Below are 18,291 nucleotides of genomic sequence, written 5' to 3'. Positions count from 1 at the left end.
GATTGGGAGGAACTTAGCGGTTACGCCGCAGCACGCGTTCGACCCCGCCCTGCATGGCTTCAACTGCGGCCTGTGGTTCTGTGCCCGTCAGCCACATAGCGTTAAGGTCTGTGACCATCGCGTTGTAAACGGCTCGCTGGTTCTGAACCTGCGGCAGCGCGGTTGCATTCGTGGCCGTGTCGGCAAACTCGGCGCGATGCGGCAGAGCCTTGAATTCCTCGGAATTGAGGACCGATTGGCGAACCGACAGATGGCCGGTGCGAGACCATTCGAAGTTGTTGTCGTTCAGGAATTTGACGAAAGCCAGGGCGGCTTGCGTCTTTTCCTCGCTGCGGCTTTCATCCTTAGGAATAACCCACATGTGGCTATCGGCCCAGACCGAGGACTTAGAGTAGATCTGCGCGACGTTGGTCACCGCATAGTTCTTCAGGCCTACCTTACCCGCCGCTGCCTGCGCATTGTAGTTGTCGACGGCCCAGGTGCCGTTGATCATGATGCCGGTTTCGCCGTTGAGAAAAGCCTGTTCGGCACCGGGATAATCGAGTGCGGCGTTGGCGAGACCTTCGGAATAGATCGACGAGATCAGCTTGGCGGCTTTTAGACCTTCCGGCGTGTTGATGCTGGCTGTCTTGCCATCGGCAGAAATGACATCGACGCCCTGCTGCCACAGCAGCGTGTCAAAGAACCGAACCATCATACCTTCGGCGCTCTGGGACTCGGTTCCCATGTAATACTTGCCGGTGGCTTCCTTGAATTTCTTACCCTGTTCAAGAAGCTCTTCGGGTGACTTCGGCAAGGTCGGCGTGCCATCGGCGTTGATAAGCCCGGCTTGTTTCATCAGGTCCATGTTGACGTGGAACAGCAAAGCGTGAAGGTCGTAGGGAAGTGCGTAGACCTCATCCTTTGCGGATGCGTTCTTCAAAGCCGCCGGTACAAAGTCCTTGGTATCGATGCCGAGATCGGCCATCGGCTTGGTGAGCGGTGTCAGAAGATCGCGGTCAGAAAAGTTCGGCATGACCGAGGCGTGCATGACGGCGACGTCGGGGATGTTGCCGGTGGAATAGGTCGCGGTCAGCAGGTCGTAGTAGGCACCCCAATCGACCGTTTGGGTGACGACCTTGGCGCCGATGGTGTTTTCGGCGTTGAACTTGTTGGTCAGCGCCGTGATGATGCCGCACTCGCCATTCGCCTTGGCAACATCAGTCACTTCGCCATATTCAGTCTTGCAGTCGCCGAAGAAACGGAAAAACGAGATATCGACCGCGTGGGCTGCTCCTCCCCAGAGCGTGGTCAGCAAAGTCGTGGCCAGCGCCAGATGTTGCAACGTTTTGGTCTTTTGCATCATATCCTCCTTGTCGATGCGGTTATGAAATGGCCGTCCCGGCATGGCCGGGGCAGACCGGCGTCTATTTTCCGGCGCTCATGGCGACACCCGCCACAATGAAGCGCTGGAAGATCAGGAAAAGAAGAACGATGGGCAGGCTAGCGAAGACCGCCGAAGCCATGACCGCGCCCAGCCCTTCCGAGAAAGCGAAGTTGCTCTGGATCGAGGCAAGCCCCACCGTGACCGTGTACATGTTGGCCTTGGTTGCCGAGACGAGCGGCCAGAGAAAGTCGTTCCATGCGAAGATGAAGGTGAACAGGCCAAGCGTAGTGAGCGCCGGGATGGAGAGCGGCAGCATGATCTTCAGGAAGATCGTCAGCCGCGAGGCGTGGTCAATGGCCGCCGCTTCCTCCAGTTCCTTCGGAACGCTGCGGAAGAACTGCATCATCAGAAACACACCGATCGGCACGGCGACACGCGGCATGACCAGTGCGAAATGGGTGTTGTGCAGCCCCCAGCCGGACACCATCGTGTGCAGCGGAATAAACACGGCCTGCTCAGGGACCATCAGGCCGGCGATCATAAGCATGAACAGCGTTTTCTTGAGGGGAAACTCCAGCCGCGCGAAGGCGTAACCGGCCATGGACGAGACGACCAGGACGAGGCAGGTCATCGTCACCGAGACGATCAGGCTGTGCATCAGCCAGCGCGGCACCGTGTCTAGCTTAAAAAGCCCGATATAGTTGTCCAGCGTGAAAGGGATCGGCAGGAAACCGGCCGTCGAGCGCATCAGCTCGGCACTCGGTTTCAGCGACATGGCGACAACCCATATGACGGGCAACAGCCATACGATCGCAAAGGCGACAGTTGCCCCGAGAATGAGAAGATCGATGGCGCGGCGAAGGCCGCGGGTGCGTGCGCTTACCATCACTCGTCTCCCTTCCGGCCAAGCCAGAGCTGCAGCACAGTGAAGCCGAGCATCAGGACGGAGAGGCCGAACGACATGGCGGTGGCGTATCCGACCTGCCAGTCGCGGAAACTGGTCTCGTAAATGTATTGAACCAGAGTGCGCGTGCGGTTCGCAGGCCCGCCCTGCGTCATCAAAAACGCCTGACCGAAGATCTGGAACTGGCCGACGATCTGCAGCACGAGAACCAGCAGAACGGTATGACGGATGGAAGGAAGGGTGATGTTCCTCAGCACCGTGAACCGGCCGGCATGATCGAGTTCGGCTGCCTCATAAAGCTCGGGCGGTATTTGGCTGAGGGCCGCCAGAAACAGCGCCATCGGCAGGCCGACACCCCACCAGAGCGTGGTGAGTGCGATGGAGGGCATTGCAAGTGTCGGATGGCCGAGGAAATTGATGGGCTTGACGCCGATCATGTTGAAGAACGGCACCAGTAGGCCGTTGTCAGCCGACAGTACCATCGACCAGATCAGCGTCACGACCGAGACGGAAAACACACTCGACATGAAAAAGACCGAGCGCAACACGCCCTTGAGCCTTCCCTGGCCGAAGACGGCAAGCGCAAGTATCAGCGCCAGCGCCGTCATGGTCGGAACCGTCATGGCGACGAAGCTAAGGGTGTTTCCAACAGCCTTCCAGAAGATCGCGTCGAGCCACAGGTCTTCGTAGTTCAGGAAACCGATATATTCCCGATAATTGCCGGCAAGCTCCCAATCGTGAAGGCTGATCCAGAGCCCCCTAAAGAACGGATAGATCAGGAACGTGGCATAGATCACAGCGAAGGGGGCGAGGAAAATATAGGCGGCAAAGACATCCCGCCTGTGCGCCGTTTTGAGGCTGGTGACGCTCATGCTCCGCCTCCGGAATGCACGGCATCAGAGTGCAGGGTGATCGAGAGCGTGTCGGCATCGAATACATGACGCGTGCTGGGGCCGATTGCGAAACGGGCAACCGAGCCGATGACAGGTGCGGCGCCGCCACGCAGTTCGGAGACGATGGATGTGCCATCGTTAAGCGTCGCATATACAAGCTGCATCGAGCCCAGCTGTTCGACGACGTCGACGGTGCCGGTAAGGGGACCCTCATCGGCGGGCGACAGGATTTCAGGCCGCAAGCCGAGCGTGACCTTGTCTCCCGTTTTTGCAGAACCGGCACGAACTTTGGCGCTCAACCTGGCAGCTCCGGGGCAGGCGAGTTCGACGCTTTCGCCATCGACGGTCGAGACGGTGGCCGGGATCAGATTGATTCGCGGTGCCCCGAGGAAGCCGGCGACGAAGGCGTTGGCCGGACGTTCGTAAAGCTCGATCGGTGCGCCGACCTGTTCGATCTCGCCGGCCCTGAGCACGACGATGCGGTCTGCCATCGTCATGGCTTCGGTTTGGTCGTGGGTGACGTAGATCATGGTTGAGCCCAGCCGATGGTGGAGCTTGGCGATTTCGGTGCGCATCGAGACGCGAAGCGCTGCATCGAGATTAGAAAGCGGCTCGTCGAACAGGAAGACATCCGGCTCGCGCATGATGGCGCGGCCGATGGCGACACGCTGGCGCTGGCCTCCGGAAAGCGCTTTGGGCTTGCGGTCGAGATAGGGTTCGAGCTGCAGGATGGCAGCGGCCCTGCCGACGCGCTCGGTGATTTCCGCCTTTGGCGTGCCGATGTTCTTCAAGCCGAAGGTTATGTTTTCACGGGCGGTCATGTGGGGATAGAGTGCGTAGTTCTGGAAGACCATGGCGACGCCGCGATCGCGCGCAGCGATATCGTTGACCCGGCTGCCGCCGATCAGGACCTCACCACTGGTGATGGCTTCGAAACCGGCGATCATGCGCAGAAGTGTCGATTTACCGCAACCAGAGGGACCGACGAAGACGACGAATTCGCCGTCGTTGATCGCCAGCGAAACGTCACGGATGACGTTCACCGCGCCATAGTTCTTGGATACTCCTGCGAGCTTTACCCCTGCCATGCACTCCTCCCAGAGCGATTAGTTATATATTACCAATTATAACTAAATTTATTAGCACGCAAGTCCCACCTGGCCCTTTTGCGGTCAGCGAACTTCGTGCTAATCGAAAAGTTCGCTTGTCAGGGGTCCGTGTGAAAAAAAAACCGACTATGTCCGATATCGCCGCGGCCTGCGCCGTCTCGCAGGCGACGGTGTCGCTTGTGCTCAACAACGCTCCGGGAACCCGGATATCTGCGTCGACGCGCCAGGCCGTGCTGCGCGCTGCGGCTGATTTGGGATACAGCACGCCAGCCCGCCGCATCGACCGGCGACCGCTTATCGCCATGATCATCAACGAGGTTTCGAGTTCGCCACATGCCGCGGGATTGATTGATGGCGCCGCCGAGGCCGCAAACGAGCTGGGTTATCTGCTGTCGATCATGCCGACGGATGCGGACGAGGAAGCCGAGCAAGCCGCCCTCGATCATCTCGCGACGATGTCGGTCGCCGGTATCATCTACGCGCGGTTGATCACGCAGCAGGTGACCCTTGCACCGCAGTTGGCGGCTTGGCCGACGGTGCTTTTGAACTGCTATGCCGTGGATAAACCCTTGCCGAGCGTGGTTCCCGGAGACCTTGCGGCGGCCATGAAGGCAACACTATCGTTAATCGACGCCGGCCATACACGAGTTGCGTATATCGGCGGGGAAGATATGGTTGAGGCCTCTCGCGACCGAATGAAGGGTTACCGCCGCGCGCTGACAATGCGCGATATTCCGGTCGACAATCATCTGGTCATCAAAGGGCGATGGACGATCCAGGGTGGCTATGCGGCTTTCAAGCGATTGCAGGCGCTCGACGAGCCGCCGACCGCGATCTGCTGTTTCTGCGACCGTATCGCCATGGGGGTATACGAGGCATCGAAGGAAGCCGGTCTCTCGATCCCGCGTGATCTTTCCGTCATCGGCTTTGACAATGAATCCTATACCGCTGACATGCTGCCACCGCTCACGACGATGCAACTGCCTCATGCGGACATGGCGCGCTATGCCGTGGAAAAGCTCGCCGAGATCATCGCCGCGCCTCGGCTGCGGCATGACAATCACAAGGTGAAGCTGGAGTGCGAGATGCTTGTACGACAGTCAGTTGCGCCAGCGCCTGTGGTCGGGGACAGGACAAGGGGGCTTTTGTCTGCTGGCAGTTCTAAACCCGACTCTCCAACCTCCAAATAGGATCGTGTTGGCTGGTGCTGTATTCAATGGGCTCAGTGAGGATGGCCATCCTCCAGGTGATGATGAGCTCTGCTGTGATTATTTGCTTTAGAACAGATGACAAATGCTGCCGGTCCGGGGAACATCTGCGGCATCACTCAGTTGTGCGATTTCATCAACGGAGGATTTGAAATGCGCGCACTTTGCTGGCACGGAAAAGGTGACGTTCGCGTCGATACCGTTCCCGATCCCAAAATCCTACATTCCCGCGACGCCATCATAAAAATAACTTGTTGCGCCATCTGCGGTTCTGACCTGCATCTTCTAGATGGTTATCAGCCAACAATGAAAGCCGGCGATATTCTCGGCCATGAAAACATGGGCGAGGTTATTGAGTTGGGGTCCGATGTCACAAACCTGAAAATCGGCGACCGCGTCGTCGTGCCTTTTACGATAAGCTGCGGTAATTGTTGGTTTTGCAAACAGGGCATGTTTTCCTGCTGCGACACCACCAACCCCAATGCCGAGATCGCACGTAAGGCAATGGGCCATTCTCCAGCAGGGCTGTTTGGGTTTAGTCATATGCTTGGCGGATACAGTGGCGGTCAGGCCGAATACCTACGCGTGCCGATGGCAGATGTAGGTCCGATCAAGGTGCCAGACAATGTTTCCGAAGAGCAGGCACTTTTCCTATCTGACATTTTTCCTACAGGTTACATGGCTGCTGAGAATGCGCAGATCCAACCTGGAGATACGGTGGCGATCTGGGGATGTGGCCCTGTTGGTCAATTCGCAATTCGCTCCGCTCTTATGTTCGGCGCAGGGCGTGTAATCGCCATCGACGAAGTAGCGGAACGTCTCGCCATGGCGGAAGCAGGTGGCGCGGAAACGATCGACTTCTCCAAGACCGATGTCTATGACGAACTCATGTCCCGCACCGCAAACCGGGGGCCTGATAGTTGCATCGATGCTGTCGGAGGCGAGGCATCAGGTCACGGCTCCGCAGACGCTCTCCTCGATAAGGCAAAAGCAGCACTGTACCTTGCCACGGATCGTGTTCATGTGATCCGCGAGGCAATCATGAGTTGCCGAAAAGGCGGCACAATCTCCATTCCGGGCGTCTATGTGGGAATGGGTGATAAAATTCCGATCGGCGCCGCAATGAACAAGGGGCTTACTTTGAAGATGGGACAAACCCATGTCCAGAAATATACAAAACCTCTTCTTGAGAAAATCGAAGCGGGAGAGATCGATCCCAGCTTTGTGGTGACGCACCCGGCGTCACTTGAGGATGCACCGGAAATGTACAAGAAATTCCGCGATAAGGAGGACGGCGTGATCAAGGTCGTACTCAGGCCGTAGACGCCACGCTTTACGCTAGCGAGTAAGAGAGGAGTTGCCATGCAAGATACCGAGGACTGGTTGAAATCCAAAATCCCGCAGCTCGTAAGCTTCAAGAAACGGTCGGAAAGTCCGACTTCCAACTTGTAGCAAAAGCGCTTTTTTTGAAAAAGAGGCCGCGGGTTCTTCCGTGGCTGAGTTAAATGGGGCTTGCGCCGCTGATCGAGAACTACCTGCTGGAGCTTTAATGTCTCCGCCGCCGATCATGGATTAGATGCCGCGAAGTGGCATTGTATCCAAGAGCGAAGCGTAGAGCCTCCACAATTTCGTAGCGAGTTCACCATGCCGACCGAAAACGACCGAGACGATTACATTAAACGGATGTGTGACGACCAACGGAACGCGTACCTTAAACGATCGTCGGTGCATTTTTTGGAATGCGCGGTGCATCTCTGCGTCACCCATATGAGCATCGAGGAAGCAGCGGCTTTACTTGAACAGCAAGCTGCTCTTTTGCGTGAGCACGGTTGACAGTCAAGGGCGAACTTTTCCGACAACGACATTGCCTTGCTACCTGGATAGGAGAGCGGATTTTTCGGGAGAATGAAATCGACCACGTCCCTACAGGCGAAGCGACGGTGCAGATCTTCATTCAGTGGAGTTGGTTCATTCAAATAATTCTCAGAAATTAGTCTACAGACGGCAGTGGTTTAGACGGGAAGGGTTCCAACTCGGCCGGGGGTTGCGGCGACCATTTTGCTCTGCGCCGCTCTTCCCGAACCACTTCGTACAACCGATGCAGCTCCAGATTGTCGATTTCGGTCTATCCAACGTTCCGCCAATGACAGGAACTCGGCATCGTCTTCTGTTGGGAGGCCGGCGGCGCCCCTCCGATGATCAACTTTTTGAATTGTTGCGGCGGCTATCGATATTCATCAGATCCTCAGGTCGCAAAATAGAAGGCCCGCCGAAGCGGGCCTCTTGCATCCACTATGAAAGAACGTCTCAAGCGACTTTCTTCTTCGCACCTTTCGGGTTTGCAGAAGCTTCGCCCAGCTGGGTCAGGAGTTCGTCGGTAGCGATCTCTTCTTGCAAATTCGCATCGATCAGGGCGATGGCTTCCGTGTAGCCAAGCTGTTCCGCCCAAGACTTCAAGGTGCCATAGCGGGCAATCTCGTAGTGCTCCACGGCCTGGGCCGAGGAGATCAGGCCAGCATCGAGAGCGACCGAGCCCTTGTATTCTTCCATGATCTCTTCGCCTTCGGCAATGATACCCTGGATCGCTTCGCAGGTCTTGCCGCGGGCAGTTTTGCCAATAATTTCAAACACCTGCTGCAAGCGTTCGATCTGGCCCTCGGTTTCGTCCTTGTGCTTCAAGAAAGCGGCCTTGCCGTCCGGGGACTGGGCCGCGCGGGCCATTTTAGGCAAGGCTTTGAGAATCTGCTTTTCGGCGAAGTAAATGTCCTTGAGTGTGTCAAGGAACAGATCATCGAGTGTCTTCTCAGTCATTGGTGGTTCTCCTATTGATGGACGGTATGGATCGCGTTACCCAACCATGTCAGCGAAAAATTGTTCCGCCTGAACTGCCCAATGTCGATTTGCATGGAGAGCCGATAAAGTGGATGCCGCTCCCGACGGTATCGCAGTGGTTCAAATTGACGTCCGGCAGAACACCACAGAGAGAGAGAGAGAGAGAGAGAGAGAGAGAGAGAGAGGCGCCCATGGAGGGAATCAGCATTGTTGCCTGGAACAATGAAAGCGGGTGCTTCGGCGTCTTGCGGCTGGAAGCAATGTTGCTGTTTTATTGCGCAATGAAATTTCGCGCGGCCAAAACGTACCTTTTACCGAACTAAACCAAATGGACGGTTGCGTGGAAACCTACACCACCGCGCGACACCGAGCGGGTTGTGACAGGTAAAGCTTCGCAGTGATGTTCGCTTGGCCGTCCAGGCTCACATTAAGCCGTTCGTTAAACGGCAGAAAAATATTAGAGCTCACGCCGAGGCGATCGTTGGAGCCTCTCCAAACTTAAAAGTAGTGCGTACCAAACACAAAGCCAACAAGTCTACTCGCACTCTCCCGGACCCAAGATGTTCGTGCGAGGTCCCAACTCATCAACGCTCTCCGACAGATTTGTCCGAACATGGCATCGTTGCTTCCCAAGGCGACTTGGCATTTGCCCTTAAACCAAGATCAAATTCCCAATGATGGAACATCCTTCCCACTCGATTATAATGCCGCGTTGCACAGAGGGAGGGGGCCGTGAGTGAGCTACTCTGGTCGAAGCCGATTCGCGTAAATGCGGCAGAGGGTCAGGTCGTCGTCGCCGGCCTATTGAATGCCCATTGGAAAGCGGGATATGCCGCGATAACCGTTTTTACGAAAAAACAGTTTAAGAATGCAGCGCTGCGCTCAGCCCGCCTTCTCGTGACGAGAGGCAAGAACGGCATTTGTAACGGCAGGCTTGCATCTAAGCGTACCTTTCGCTTGAAGCCAGGGAACTTGCACGCTCAACCGCAGTTAGCAGTTACCGGAGCCGGAGAATCCCGAATGTTTAAACTAACCTTGAAACAAGCTATTTACTTGCTCATTCTCACCGGAGTAGGGCTAATCCCTATCCAGCTCGTAGCTCAACAGCAGGCGCTTACGCCTCAAGCATTTGCACAAAAGGCGGCCATATCGAACACCTTTGAAATCGAGGCGGCCAAGCTTGTCCTACAACGTGGAAATGATGCTTCGGCAAAGACATTTGCTAAAGACATGATCGCTGACCATGAACGAGCAGGACTCGACCTCGCACAGGCAGCACGCGAAGAAAAGTTTCAGTTGAAAGCTGGCCTTGATGATGAACATCGACAAAAGCTTAATGCTTTGAAGGCCTCCCCTGACGGGGATTTTGATCAGGCATACCTTTCGACCCAAGTTTCCGCTCATGAATCTGTGGTAGAATTGTTTGCCGGGTACGCACAACAGAGCCCTGGCGGTCCTCTGAAGTCCTTTGCTGAAAAGACGCTCGGAACGCTGAGAGCGCATAATATACGTATTCATGGCTTGGCAAAGGAATAACGATCCCGGTCTTCCACACTTAGGCGGGAGCCGATTGCGGCATTCGTGGGCAGGAGATTTCGTTAGCCGCATTGCAACGGGCCTGGCAGATTGGACTTTCGACAGTATCGATCCCTTTAGGTGGAACATCTCTTTACGACGACGGTTGGCTCGACTCTCGCTGGAATCAAAGGACTGTAAAAGTGTGCATGAAGCCCCTCTTTCCACTATTTTTTGCGACACTCGCAGGCTTTGCAGTACCGAGTTTTGCGAGCGAAGCCGAATTTTTAAAATCGATCAGCGGGTTTTATAGCGGTGGTGGTACCGTTCGACTGAGAACAAATTCCCCGCCGATTAAAGTGAAATGCAGTTTTTACTCCGCACACGGTAGCGGAGCCCTCACGCTTACAGGCACGTGCCGCGGATTGTTGGTTGTTTCACGTACCGTCTCTGCAGATATCAGGGTAGATGGCGCGAAATACGGCGGCAGCTACATCGGCGCAGGAAGTGGAACTGCAAGGCTTGCGGGAAGCAGGTCCGGCGATCGCTTACGCTTTGCGATTCGCTGGGCGAAGGTCATAAACGGAGAAGCCGGTAACGAAGACGAACGGCGTCCCGCGTTCTGCCAGCAACGCTGCTGGTGGGTAGACCAACTGTCCATTCAGGTTGATATCTGAAACAGCGACATCGAGTGCAAAGCTGCAAAGCTAGGCTCTCTTAGAATCTCCAATGCTCGCTTGACGTCAGACACTGGGCCGAACACTTTGGCACCAACACACTCAAGAATGTCGAGCAGGCTAGCGGCAACGTGGTTACTTGTCCTCGACGACGAGGAAACGCTGGCCTGCGTAGAACCAGCATACGACGCGGGAGCATTTGGCCCGCCTAAGGAACCAACGGCGTTCAGCCTTTCCGCAGGCGCTTGGCGACCATGCCTGGAAGCGTTCTGAACAATCGTCTCTGGCAACTACGCTACCGCAAGGCATTAAGCGTCGAAATCAGCGTATGAGAGATCGACCTCGTCAAGGACCGGCGGGTCGAACGCCTATGGTCCGCTCGACGGCCTCTGCAGGCGCCGTATGCCATATGATATCGCGAAGCCCAGCCCGACAAAAATTCTCTGTCGCGGGATGAACTGACTGAGGGGAGTGACTTAAGGCTTCTCTTGTTACGCAGGCAAAAGCGCTGGCAGACCCCGAGCCATCATCGTCTAGGTTTCGCGTGATGCCGATGGTTACCCGTGAGTGCAATTGGCGTTTAAGCGGAGGGTCCTCCGACCACGGACAAGTACGATTGAGTCAGGTTTTCGAGCTCCTAAAATGAAGCGCAAGCCACAAGCTGGGTGGAACTTTCCACGAACTCCTCTGTTCGTGCGCAGCCTCCAACCGAAAGGATGCAACATGTGCAGGCGAGTAGACCAGATACACGCTAGATCGTATCCTACGCGAGTAAGGCGGGGTCGATCGGAGGAGGACCCAGCTGCAGGTGTTCGACCGGACAGAAATATTGCGTCGACCTGCCCGTTTCCTGTCTTTCCCCAAAGGATTGGTCAACGCGAGGTCGGCCGAGATATCGTAAACCGGAGTGCCCGTCATGAGTGGTAGTCCCTCCAAGCCTACAGTTCGAACCTATGCCGGTCCTGCGGGCGGATGGGGTTCCGCGAAGTCCGTAACGGAAATCTTAGTTCGCGAACATCTCCCCGTTCGAGGCGCCAACCTGCTGCGGCATCAGAACAAGCCAGAAGGCTACATGTGCGTGAGTTGCGCCTGGGCAAAGCCGGCAAAGACCCATCCACTGGAGTTCTGTGAGAACGGGGCAAAGGCAACTGCCTGGGAAGTCACCAGTCGGCGCGCCGACCGAGCGTTTTTTGACGCCCACACCCTGACCGAACTGGAAAGCTGGCGAGACCATGACCTGGAAGAGCAGGGCCGACTGACCCATCCGATGAAATGGGATGCCATTTCCGACAAATATCTTCCGGTGCCATGGGAACAGGCCTTCGCGGAAATAGGCCACGAATTGGGGGGTCTGGCGCCCGAACAAGTTGATCTCTACACATCGGGCCGGGCCTCGCTGGAGACCAGCTACATGTTCCAGTTGTTCGCCCGGATGTACGGCAGCAACAACCTGCCCGACAGTTCTAACATGTGTCACGAGAGCTCGTCGGTCGCTCTGCCCGAGAGCCTTGGTGCGTCAGTCGGCACGGCAATCCTATCGGATTTCGAGAACACCGACTGCATTTTTTACATCGCCCAGAATGTCGGCACATCGTCGCCTCGAATGCTGCATGATCTGCAGGATGCAGTCGATCGCGGCGCAAAGATCGTCACCTTCAACATGCTGCGCGAGCGTGGCCTCGAGCGGTTCGTCAATCCGCAATCTCCGACGCAGATGCTGACCGGGCATGAGACGTTGATTTCCTCTGACTACTACCAGGTCAGGAACGGCGGCGACATCGCGGCCCTGTTCGGCGTCTGCAAAGCGCTAATCGAAGCCGACGATACGCTGAACGCATCCAGTGTGTCGCAGGTTGCCGGCGACGACGACAAGCCAGCCGATCCGGAGAACGCAGCAATGGTGGCCTTTGCCGCCTCGATGGCGGCGGCCGACAAGAAGCATATTCTTGACCATGATTTCATCAAGGAGCACACTTCTGGCTTCGAATTCTTCGCAGCAGCTGCCCGAGGACATCGATGGGAAGATCTCGAGGGCATTTCCGGCCTGACCCGGGTACAAATGATCCAGGCGGCCGCTACCTATGCTAAGTCGAACGCCGTTCTGACGATTTACGGAATGGGGCTGACCCAACACCTGATGGGGGTTCAGAACGTTCATATGGTGGTCAACCTTGCCCTTTTACGGGGCAATATTGGCAAGCCCGGCGCAAACATATGCGCGGTGCGTGGCCACTCGAATGTCCAGGGACAGCGAACGGTCGGCATTACCGAGAAACCGGGGCTCGCGCCACTCGACAAGCTAACTGAGCTATACGGGTTCGAGCCGCCGCGCTGGATGGGCCGCTCGACGGTCGAAACCTGCAAGGCAATTATCGACGGTTCGAGCCGCGGTTTCGTGAGCCTCGGCGGTAATTTCCTGAAAGCCATTCCCGAAACAGAAGCCGTGGAAGCGGCTTGGCGAAAATTGCGTCTAACTGTGCAGATCGCTACCAAGCTTAACCGCAGCCATGTCATCCATGGGGAAGTCGCCTACCTCCTGCCTTGTCTTGGTCGTATAGAGGTCGACCAGCAAGCGACGGGTCCCCAAGCCGTGTCAATAGAAAGCTCCATTGCGTATTTTCACGGTTCGCGCGGAAAAACAAAGCCCGCCAGCCCGGATCTGTTATCCGAGCCGGCGATCGTTGCTGGTATCGCCAAGGCGACGCTAGGTACCACCAGGGTGCCTTGGGAACAATGGGTGGGCGACTATGGAACGGTCAGGGATGCGATCGAGGCAACCTATCCAGAGACGTTCAAGGACTTCAACAAGCGGCTGTTTCAGCCGGGCGGGTTCCCGCGGCCCTTGCCGGCGCGGGAGCGCAGATGGGTGACGACGAGTGGTAAGGCAAATTTCATCACGCCGGACAAGCTGTTTCCGGATCTTTCTACTTCCGGCAGAACTGACGTGCTGCATTTGGCGACCCTGCGGTCGAACGATCAGTTCAACACAACGGTCTACGGTTATAGCGACCGGTTCCGCGGTGTGGAGGGGACGCGAAAAGTGGTGTTCATGAACGGCGACGACATAGCCGCAATGGGGCTGACTAACGGCACGAGCGTCGATCTTACCACGGCGATCGGGGAGGAGACGGTACGCAAAGTTACTGGCTTCCGGATTGTCGAATACAATATCCCGAGAGGGTCGTGCGGGGCCTATTTCCCTGAGACGAACCCGCTGTTTCCTCTAGAACATCACGATGCCCAATCGAAAACGCCATCCTACAAACTCCTTCCCATCCTGATTACACCGTCCTCAGTAGTGCCTCACGATTAAACTTTTTGGCTCAGGATTTTGATGATGTCGTCGCGTTTACGCAAAGGGCGGTCGAGTTTGGTGTTCTGGTCTTTAGCCATCGTGGCGGGTGTAGCCGTTGCGATATCTGCAAGGATCTCGAAGACTGCAAAGGGGCCTGACGATCGCACGCTTGTTCGTAGTTCGCGACTCATAGTGTACCAGGCCGCACTTTCGGGTCTCAAGATAGATCAGTGGCTGGGCATCATGACTGCTTTCGCGTCGTGCCTGGGGATTGCCGCTCTGCTCGGCTACGTCGGGGAACCCCAGCAGTTGCGCCAGGACCCTGCCGTCATCTCGGAGCTGGAAAAGATCAGACTCATGCCAAACGGGATCAGCGGCGCGCCGCCGAATGTCGATTTCGCGCTCGGCCAGCCTTATGAGAACGGCTCCTATAACCTTGCCCAAGGTAAACGCCTGTACTCTTGGTTTGGATGCGCCACATGTCACGGCGACGGTCAGGGAGGAAAAGGACCTTCCTTTCTCGATGGTTGGTGGCTCTACGGGCCGGAAATGGTGTCGATCGTATCGTCCATCCGCGACGGGCGGCCGCATGGCATGCCGCCTTACAAGGACAAGATCCCAATCGGGCAGATCTGGCAGCTGGCAGGATATGTCCAATCGATTGGAGCCTATCAGGCCAAGGTTGCAGCACCTGGCCGCAACGATGCCAGGCAAACGCGCCCGGCTGAAAACCGTGCTCCAGCAGTGATCCTGTTCGAGCCCGTCCCAACCCGCGTTAATCCCGACCAGGGTCCGAGCCCATGAAAGTGGTCGCTATTCTTCTTTTCTTCTTCCTGACAGGCGTTGCAGGTTGCAGCGGTTCGCAATCAGCGCTTGACGTGCACGGCGCGCCCGCGATCCACCTCAAGGACTTGATGACAGCGTTCGTTTGGATCTGCGGATTTGTCTGGCTGCTGGTTATCTTTGCGCTGATTTACGCGCTGGTGAGGTCACGCACCGGGGATGCGTCAACCCAACCGGACGGCCCTTGGACGAAGATCGTGGTATCTGGCGCTGTCGCCGCGACTGGCGTTATCATCACGGGACTTACCATCGCGAGTTTTTATACCACGCGCGCCATCGACGGGAGCCAGGGCGACGCGATTTCGATATCCCTCAAGGGCGAGCAATGGTGGTGGCGCATCCGGTATCCAAATCGGGATCCGGCGCTGGAATTCGAAACTGCCAACGAGATTCATATCCCTGTCGGACGGGACGTACGCCTGCAACTGGAAAGCGCTGACGTCATCCACTCCTTCTGGGTCCCAAGTCTTGCCGGAAAACAGGACCTCGTTCCCGGCCGCAGCAATACCCTGCTCATTCGCGCCGAGCGCCCCGGTATCTACCGCGGCCAATGCGCCGAGTTCTGCGGACTGCAGCACAGCCATATGGGAATCTTGGTCGTGGCGGACGACGAGGCGTCCTATGCGCGATGGCTCGCCTCGCAGCGAAAAGTCCAATCACAAACCATGGACCCCGAAGCGTCGGCCGGCGAAAAAGTGTTCTTGGCCAAGCCTTGTGCTGCCTGCCATACTGTCCGAGGCAGGTCCTCCACGGGAACAACCGGCCCCGACCTGACCCACGTCGGGAGCCGCCAGACCATCGGCGCCGGGCTTCTTGAGACGACCCCAGGCTCGCTCGCAGCCTGGATTGCCGACCCTCAAACACTCAAACCCGGCAACAACATGCCGATGGTGCCACTCACAAGCAACGAATTGCGCCAGATTTCCCGTTACATGGACAGTCTCAGATGAACGCTATTAGACCAGATCGGGATACCAGGGACAGCCAACTCACAGAGGCAGAGCTTCAGCGACATCTGAACGCGACATGGGGCTCGCCGCGCCGTTTCTGGGGCGCTCTGACAAATGTCGATCACAAGGTTATCGGTCGGCGCTACATCGTCACGGCTTTCGTTTTTCTGGCCCTCGGCGGTATCCTGTCCCTCGCCATGCGGCTGCAGCTATCCCAGCCGGAAGCCCGCTTCATCGGTCCCGATCGCTACAATCAGATTTTTACCATGCATGGAACGAACATGATGTTCCTTTTCGCCGTGCCGGTGATGGAGGCGATGGCGGTCTATCTCGTTCCACTAATGGTTGGCACCCGCAATATCGCCTTTCCACGACTGAACGCCTTTTCCTACTGGATGTTTCTCGCCGGCGGGATCCTACTTTGGGTGGCTTTTGCGATCGATACCGGTCCCGATGTCGGCTGGTTTGCCTATGTGCCACTGGCTGGTCCGCAATACGGGACCGGAAAAAGGGCGGACATCTGGGCGCAGATGATCACCTTTACCGAGATCTCCGCCCTTGCGGTTTCGCTGGAACTGGTTGTCACCATTTTCAAGCAGCGCGCTCCCGGTATGTCGCTCAATCGAATCCCGCTGTTTGTCTGGTCGATGCTTGTCACGTCATTTCTCGTCATTCTCGCGATGCCTGCCATCATGATCGCCAGCACATCGCTCATCCTCGATCGTCTGGTTGGCACCCACTTCTTCAATCCCGCCGAGGGCGGTGACGTGTTGCTGTGGCAACATCTGTTCTGGTTCTTCGGCCATCCTGAGGTCTACATCATCTTCCTACCGGCCGTCGGCATGGTCTCTACCATTGTAGCCACCTTCACGCAGCGGCCCGTCTTCGGATATCTGGCGATGGTCATGGCGCTCATCGCCACCGGAGTTCTGGCGTTCGGGCTCTGGGTGCATCACATGTTTGTCGCCGGCTTGCCCCGGCTGGGCGCTAGTTTCTTTACAGCATCCAGCATGGCGATCGCACTTCCCGCCGGCCTGCAGATCTTCTGCTGGCTGGCGACGATCTGGTGGGGCCGGCCAATCTTCAAGACACCGTTCCTGTTCGTCCTCGGCTTCATCTTTACCTTTGTGATCGGTGGGATGACCGGGGTCATGGTCGCCTCGGTTCCGTTCGATACGCAGGTTCACGACACATACTTCGTCGTCGCCCATTTCCACTATGTCCTAGTCGGGGGTGCCTTGTTTCCGCTGCTCGGCGCGATCTATTATTGGTTCCCGAAATTCACCGGTCGGATGATGAGCGAGCGGGTGGGGAAGTGGGTGTTCGGCCTGATTGTCGTTGGGTTCAACCTGACCTTCTTTCCTATGCACATTCTTGGCCTGCGAGGCATGCCGCGAAGGATCTACACCTATCAACCCGAAATGCCTTGGGGCGGGTTGAACATGTTCATCAGCCTGAGCGCCTTGATCTTGACGGCCGGATTTCTTCTGTTCTTCATCGATGTGGTTCGAAGCGCACGTCACGGCCGACCCGCCGGAGCCAATCCCTGGCGGGCATCCACGCTCGAATGGGCGACGCCGTCACCTCCACCCTGTTACAATTTCCAGCGCATTCCAGTTGTTGGCGACAGCACGCCGCTCTGGACTGACGGCGAAGTCCTGACCGTTGCAAGCGGCTTGCGTGTTGATCGGCGGGAATTGTTGGTCACGGGAGTGGTCGATGCGTCGCCGGAAGCCCGGGAGTCTTCGCCGGGTCACTCGGTCTGGCCTTTGTGGACGGCAATCGCCACCACCATCGTGCTGATCTGGTCGATCTTTACACCCTGGGCCGTCGTTTGGGGTTCGATCCCGATCGCCATAGCCTTGATCGGGTGGTTCTGGCCCAAAGGCGAACCGGAGGACGAATCGTGAAAGAAGCCGTGGTTCTCGACGTTTTCGATCTGACTGGACATTGCGATGGCATTGCAAGCCCTGCGTGGTGGGGCACCCTTGCCTTCATGCTCATCGAAGGTACCGGCTTCGCATTGGCGATCGTGCTCTATCTTTACCTCATGAGCATCGCGCCGATATGGCCAATTGGGGTCGGGCCGCCCGATCTGGGGGCCGGCACAGTTATGACTGTCCTCCTGGCCACAAGTCTTGTTCCCAATCTCCTGGTCTCCCGCTGGGCGGCGCAGCAAGACATGCGCAAGGTGCGTTTGGGGCTGATCCTCATGTCGTTCTTCGGGATTGTTCCGCTTGTCGTCCGGATCTTTGAGTTTCCGGCGATGCACATCCCGTGGGACCAAAATGCTTACGGGTCGGTGGTCTGGCTGCTGCTCGGTTTGCACACGACGCATATCCTGACAGATCTCGTAGAGACCCTCGTTCTCACCTGCCTGATGTTCACTCGTCACGGCGATAATCCGCGACGCTTCGGAGATGTCGGCGACAACGCAATGTATTGGAACTTCGTGGTCGCTACCTGGATCCCTATCTACGTCTGTATCTATTGGGTTCCGCGGCTATGAAGACTGCGATCGTCCAAAATGCCGCTTTGCTCGTTCCCGTCGGCCTTTGGGGTTTGACCACGCAACTAGGACTGATCTTACCCACGGTCGATTGCGATCGCAACACGGCTTTGACGCTGTGTGCCTACCTTCTGGCGGTGATCATTTCTCTTTCTGCTATTGGAGCCGGAGCAATGGCGTCGAGATCAAT

At 56.9% G+C, this 18,291-nt stretch carries 14 protein-coding genes; 9 read left to right on the top strand and 5 right to left on the bottom strand.

What is annotated here, in order from left to right; genetic code table 11:
* Nucleotides 1–13 precede the first annotated feature (13 nt).
* The 4 genes from ACP7E6_RS23860 to ACP7E6_RS23845 form a co-directional block, all read right to left on the bottom strand.
* Nucleotides 14–1,342 carry an extracellular solute-binding protein gene (locus ACP7E6_RS23860; protein WP_426232182.1) on the bottom strand — a complete coding sequence of 443 codons (1,329 nt, stop codon included), beginning with the start codon at nt 1,340–1,342 and terminating at the stop codon, nt 14–16.
* Between the two features lie 64 nt (nt 1,343–1,406).
* Nucleotides 1,407–2,252: a carbohydrate ABC transporter permease gene (locus ACP7E6_RS23855; protein ID WP_426232181.1), complete on the bottom strand. Its 846-nt coding sequence runs from the start codon at nt 2,250–2,252 to the stop codon at nt 1,407–1,409.
* Nucleotides 2,252–3,142 carry a carbohydrate ABC transporter permease gene (locus ACP7E6_RS23850; protein ID WP_426232180.1) on the bottom strand — a complete coding sequence of 297 codons (891 nt, stop codon included), beginning with the start codon at nt 3,140–3,142 and terminating at the stop codon, nt 2,252–2,254. The genes ACP7E6_RS23855 and ACP7E6_RS23850 overlap by 1 nt, the downstream gene beginning before the upstream one ends.
* On the bottom strand, nt 3,139–4,251 hold the full coding sequence (locus ACP7E6_RS23845) for an ABC transporter ATP-binding protein (protein ID WP_426232179.1): 1,113 nt from the start codon (nt 4,249–4,251) through the stop codon (nt 3,139–3,141). The genes ACP7E6_RS23850 and ACP7E6_RS23845 overlap by 4 nt, the downstream gene beginning before the upstream one ends.
* 149 nt (nt 4,252–4,400) lie before the next feature.
* Here ACP7E6_RS23845 and ACP7E6_RS23840 point away from each other — a divergent pair, with 149 nt between their 5' ends.
* Nucleotides 4,401–5,462 (top strand): LacI family DNA-binding transcriptional regulator, encoded by a 1,062-nt coding sequence (locus ACP7E6_RS23840; protein ID WP_426232178.1) that lies wholly within the window; start codon nt 4,401–4,403, stop codon nt 5,460–5,462.
* A 171-nt stretch (nt 5,463–5,633) separates the two neighbouring features.
* Nucleotides 5,634–6,803, top strand: a complete 1,170-nt coding sequence (locus ACP7E6_RS23835; protein ID WP_426232262.1) for a zinc-dependent alcohol dehydrogenase — start codon at nt 5,634–5,636, stop codon at nt 6,801–6,803.
* Nucleotides 6,804–7,787: 984 nt separating this feature from the next.
* On the opposite strand, the gene ACP7E6_RS23830 is transcribed toward ACP7E6_RS23835, so the two are convergent.
* Nucleotides 7,788–8,291: a ferritin-like domain-containing protein gene (locus ACP7E6_RS23830; protein ID WP_426232177.1), complete on the bottom strand. Its 504-nt coding sequence runs from the start codon at nt 8,289–8,291 to the stop codon at nt 7,788–7,790.
* 753 nt (nt 8,292–9,044) lie between these two features.
* Between ACP7E6_RS23830 and ACP7E6_RS23825 the strand changes: the two genes are divergently transcribed.
* The 7 genes from ACP7E6_RS23825 (at nt 9,045) to ACP7E6_RS23795 (ending at nt 18,101) form a co-directional block, all read left to right on the top strand.
* Nucleotides 9,045–9,848 (top strand): DUF4142 domain-containing protein, encoded by an 804-nt coding sequence (locus ACP7E6_RS23825; RefSeq protein WP_426232176.1) that lies wholly within the window; start codon nt 9,045–9,047, stop codon nt 9,846–9,848.
* 188 nt (nt 9,849–10,036) lie between these two features.
* Nucleotides 10,037–10,504, top strand: a complete 468-nt coding sequence (locus ACP7E6_RS23820) for a hypothetical protein (protein WP_426232175.1) — start codon at nt 10,037–10,039, stop codon at nt 10,502–10,504.
* Between the two features lie 916 nt (nt 10,505–11,420).
* Nucleotides 11,421–13,817 carry an FdhF/YdeP family oxidoreductase gene (locus tag ACP7E6_RS23815; RefSeq protein WP_426232174.1) on the top strand — a complete coding sequence of 799 codons (2,397 nt, stop codon included), beginning with the start codon at nt 11,421–11,423 and terminating at the stop codon, nt 13,815–13,817.
* 225 nt (nt 13,818–14,042) lie between these two features.
* Nucleotides 14,043–14,603 carry a c-type cytochrome gene (locus tag ACP7E6_RS23810; RefSeq protein WP_426232261.1) on the top strand — a complete coding sequence of 187 codons (561 nt, stop codon included), beginning with the start codon at nt 14,043–14,045 and terminating at the stop codon, nt 14,601–14,603.
* Complete coding sequence (gene coxB, locus ACP7E6_RS23805) at nt 14,600–15,592, top strand: cytochrome c oxidase subunit II (RefSeq protein ID WP_426232173.1); 993 nt, start codon at nt 14,600–14,602, stop codon at nt 15,590–15,592. Before ACP7E6_RS23810 ends, coxB begins: the two co-directional genes overlap by 4 nt.
* Nucleotides 15,589–17,502 (top strand): cytochrome c oxidase subunit I, encoded by a 1,914-nt coding sequence (ctaD, locus tag ACP7E6_RS23800; RefSeq protein WP_426232172.1) that lies wholly within the window; start codon nt 15,589–15,591, stop codon nt 17,500–17,502. Before coxB ends, ctaD begins: the two co-directional genes overlap by 4 nt.
* On the top strand, nt 17,499–18,101 hold the full coding sequence (locus ACP7E6_RS23795) for a cytochrome c oxidase subunit 3 (protein ID WP_426232171.1): 603 nt from the start codon (nt 17,499–17,501) through the stop codon (nt 18,099–18,101). The genes ctaD and ACP7E6_RS23795 overlap by 4 nt, the downstream gene beginning before the upstream one ends.
* Nucleotides 18,102–18,291: the final 190 nt, after the last annotated feature.

Source organism: Pararhizobium sp. DWP3-4, from assembly GCF_049898205.1.
Classification (GTDB): Bacteria; Pseudomonadota; Alphaproteobacteria; order Rhizobiales; family Rhizobiaceae; genus Pararhizobium.
The sequence above is the reverse complement of the archived record's forward strand: the minus strand, read 5'-3'. Positions and strand labels throughout refer to the sequence as shown.

Coding starts and splice junctions, on each gene's coding strand:
- ACP7E6_RS23810 (WP_426232261.1), top strand. CDS start 14,043: ATGACTGCTTTCGCGTCGTGCCTGGGGATTGCCGCTCTGCTCGGCTAC.
- ACP7E6_RS23830 (WP_426232177.1), bottom strand. CDS start 8,291: ATGACTGAGAAGACACTCGATGATCTGTTCCTTGACACACTCAAGGAC.
- ACP7E6_RS23850 (WP_426232180.1), bottom strand. CDS start 3,142: ATGAGCGTCACCAGCCTCAAAACGGCGCACAGGCGGGATGTCTTTGCC.
- ctaD (WP_426232172.1), top strand. CDS start 15,589: ATGAACGCTATTAGACCAGATCGGGATACCAGGGACAGCCAACTCACA.
- ACP7E6_RS23860 (WP_426232182.1), bottom strand. CDS start 1,342: ATGCAAAAGACCAAAACGTTGCAACATCTGGCGCTGGCCACGACTTTG.
- ACP7E6_RS23815 (WP_426232174.1), top strand. CDS start 11,421: ATGAGTGGTAGTCCCTCCAAGCCTACAGTTCGAACCTATGCCGGTCCT.
- ACP7E6_RS23820 (WP_426232175.1), top strand. CDS start 10,037: ATGAAGCCCCTCTTTCCACTATTTTTTGCGACACTCGCAGGCTTTGCA.
- ACP7E6_RS23845 (WP_426232179.1), bottom strand. CDS start 4,251: ATGGCAGGGGTAAAGCTCGCAGGAGTATCCAAGAACTATGGCGCGGTG.
- ACP7E6_RS23855 (WP_426232181.1), bottom strand. CDS start 2,252: ATGGTAAGCGCACGCACCCGCGGCCTTCGCCGCGCCATCGATCTTCTC.
- ACP7E6_RS23835 (WP_426232262.1), top strand. CDS start 5,634: ATGCGCGCACTTTGCTGGCACGGAAAAGGTGACGTTCGCGTCGATACC.
- coxB (WP_426232173.1), top strand. CDS start 14,600: ATGAAAGTGGTCGCTATTCTTCTTTTCTTCTTCCTGACAGGCGTTGCA.
- ACP7E6_RS23840 (WP_426232178.1), top strand. CDS start 4,401: ATGTCCGATATCGCCGCGGCCTGCGCCGTCTCGCAGGCGACGGTGTCG.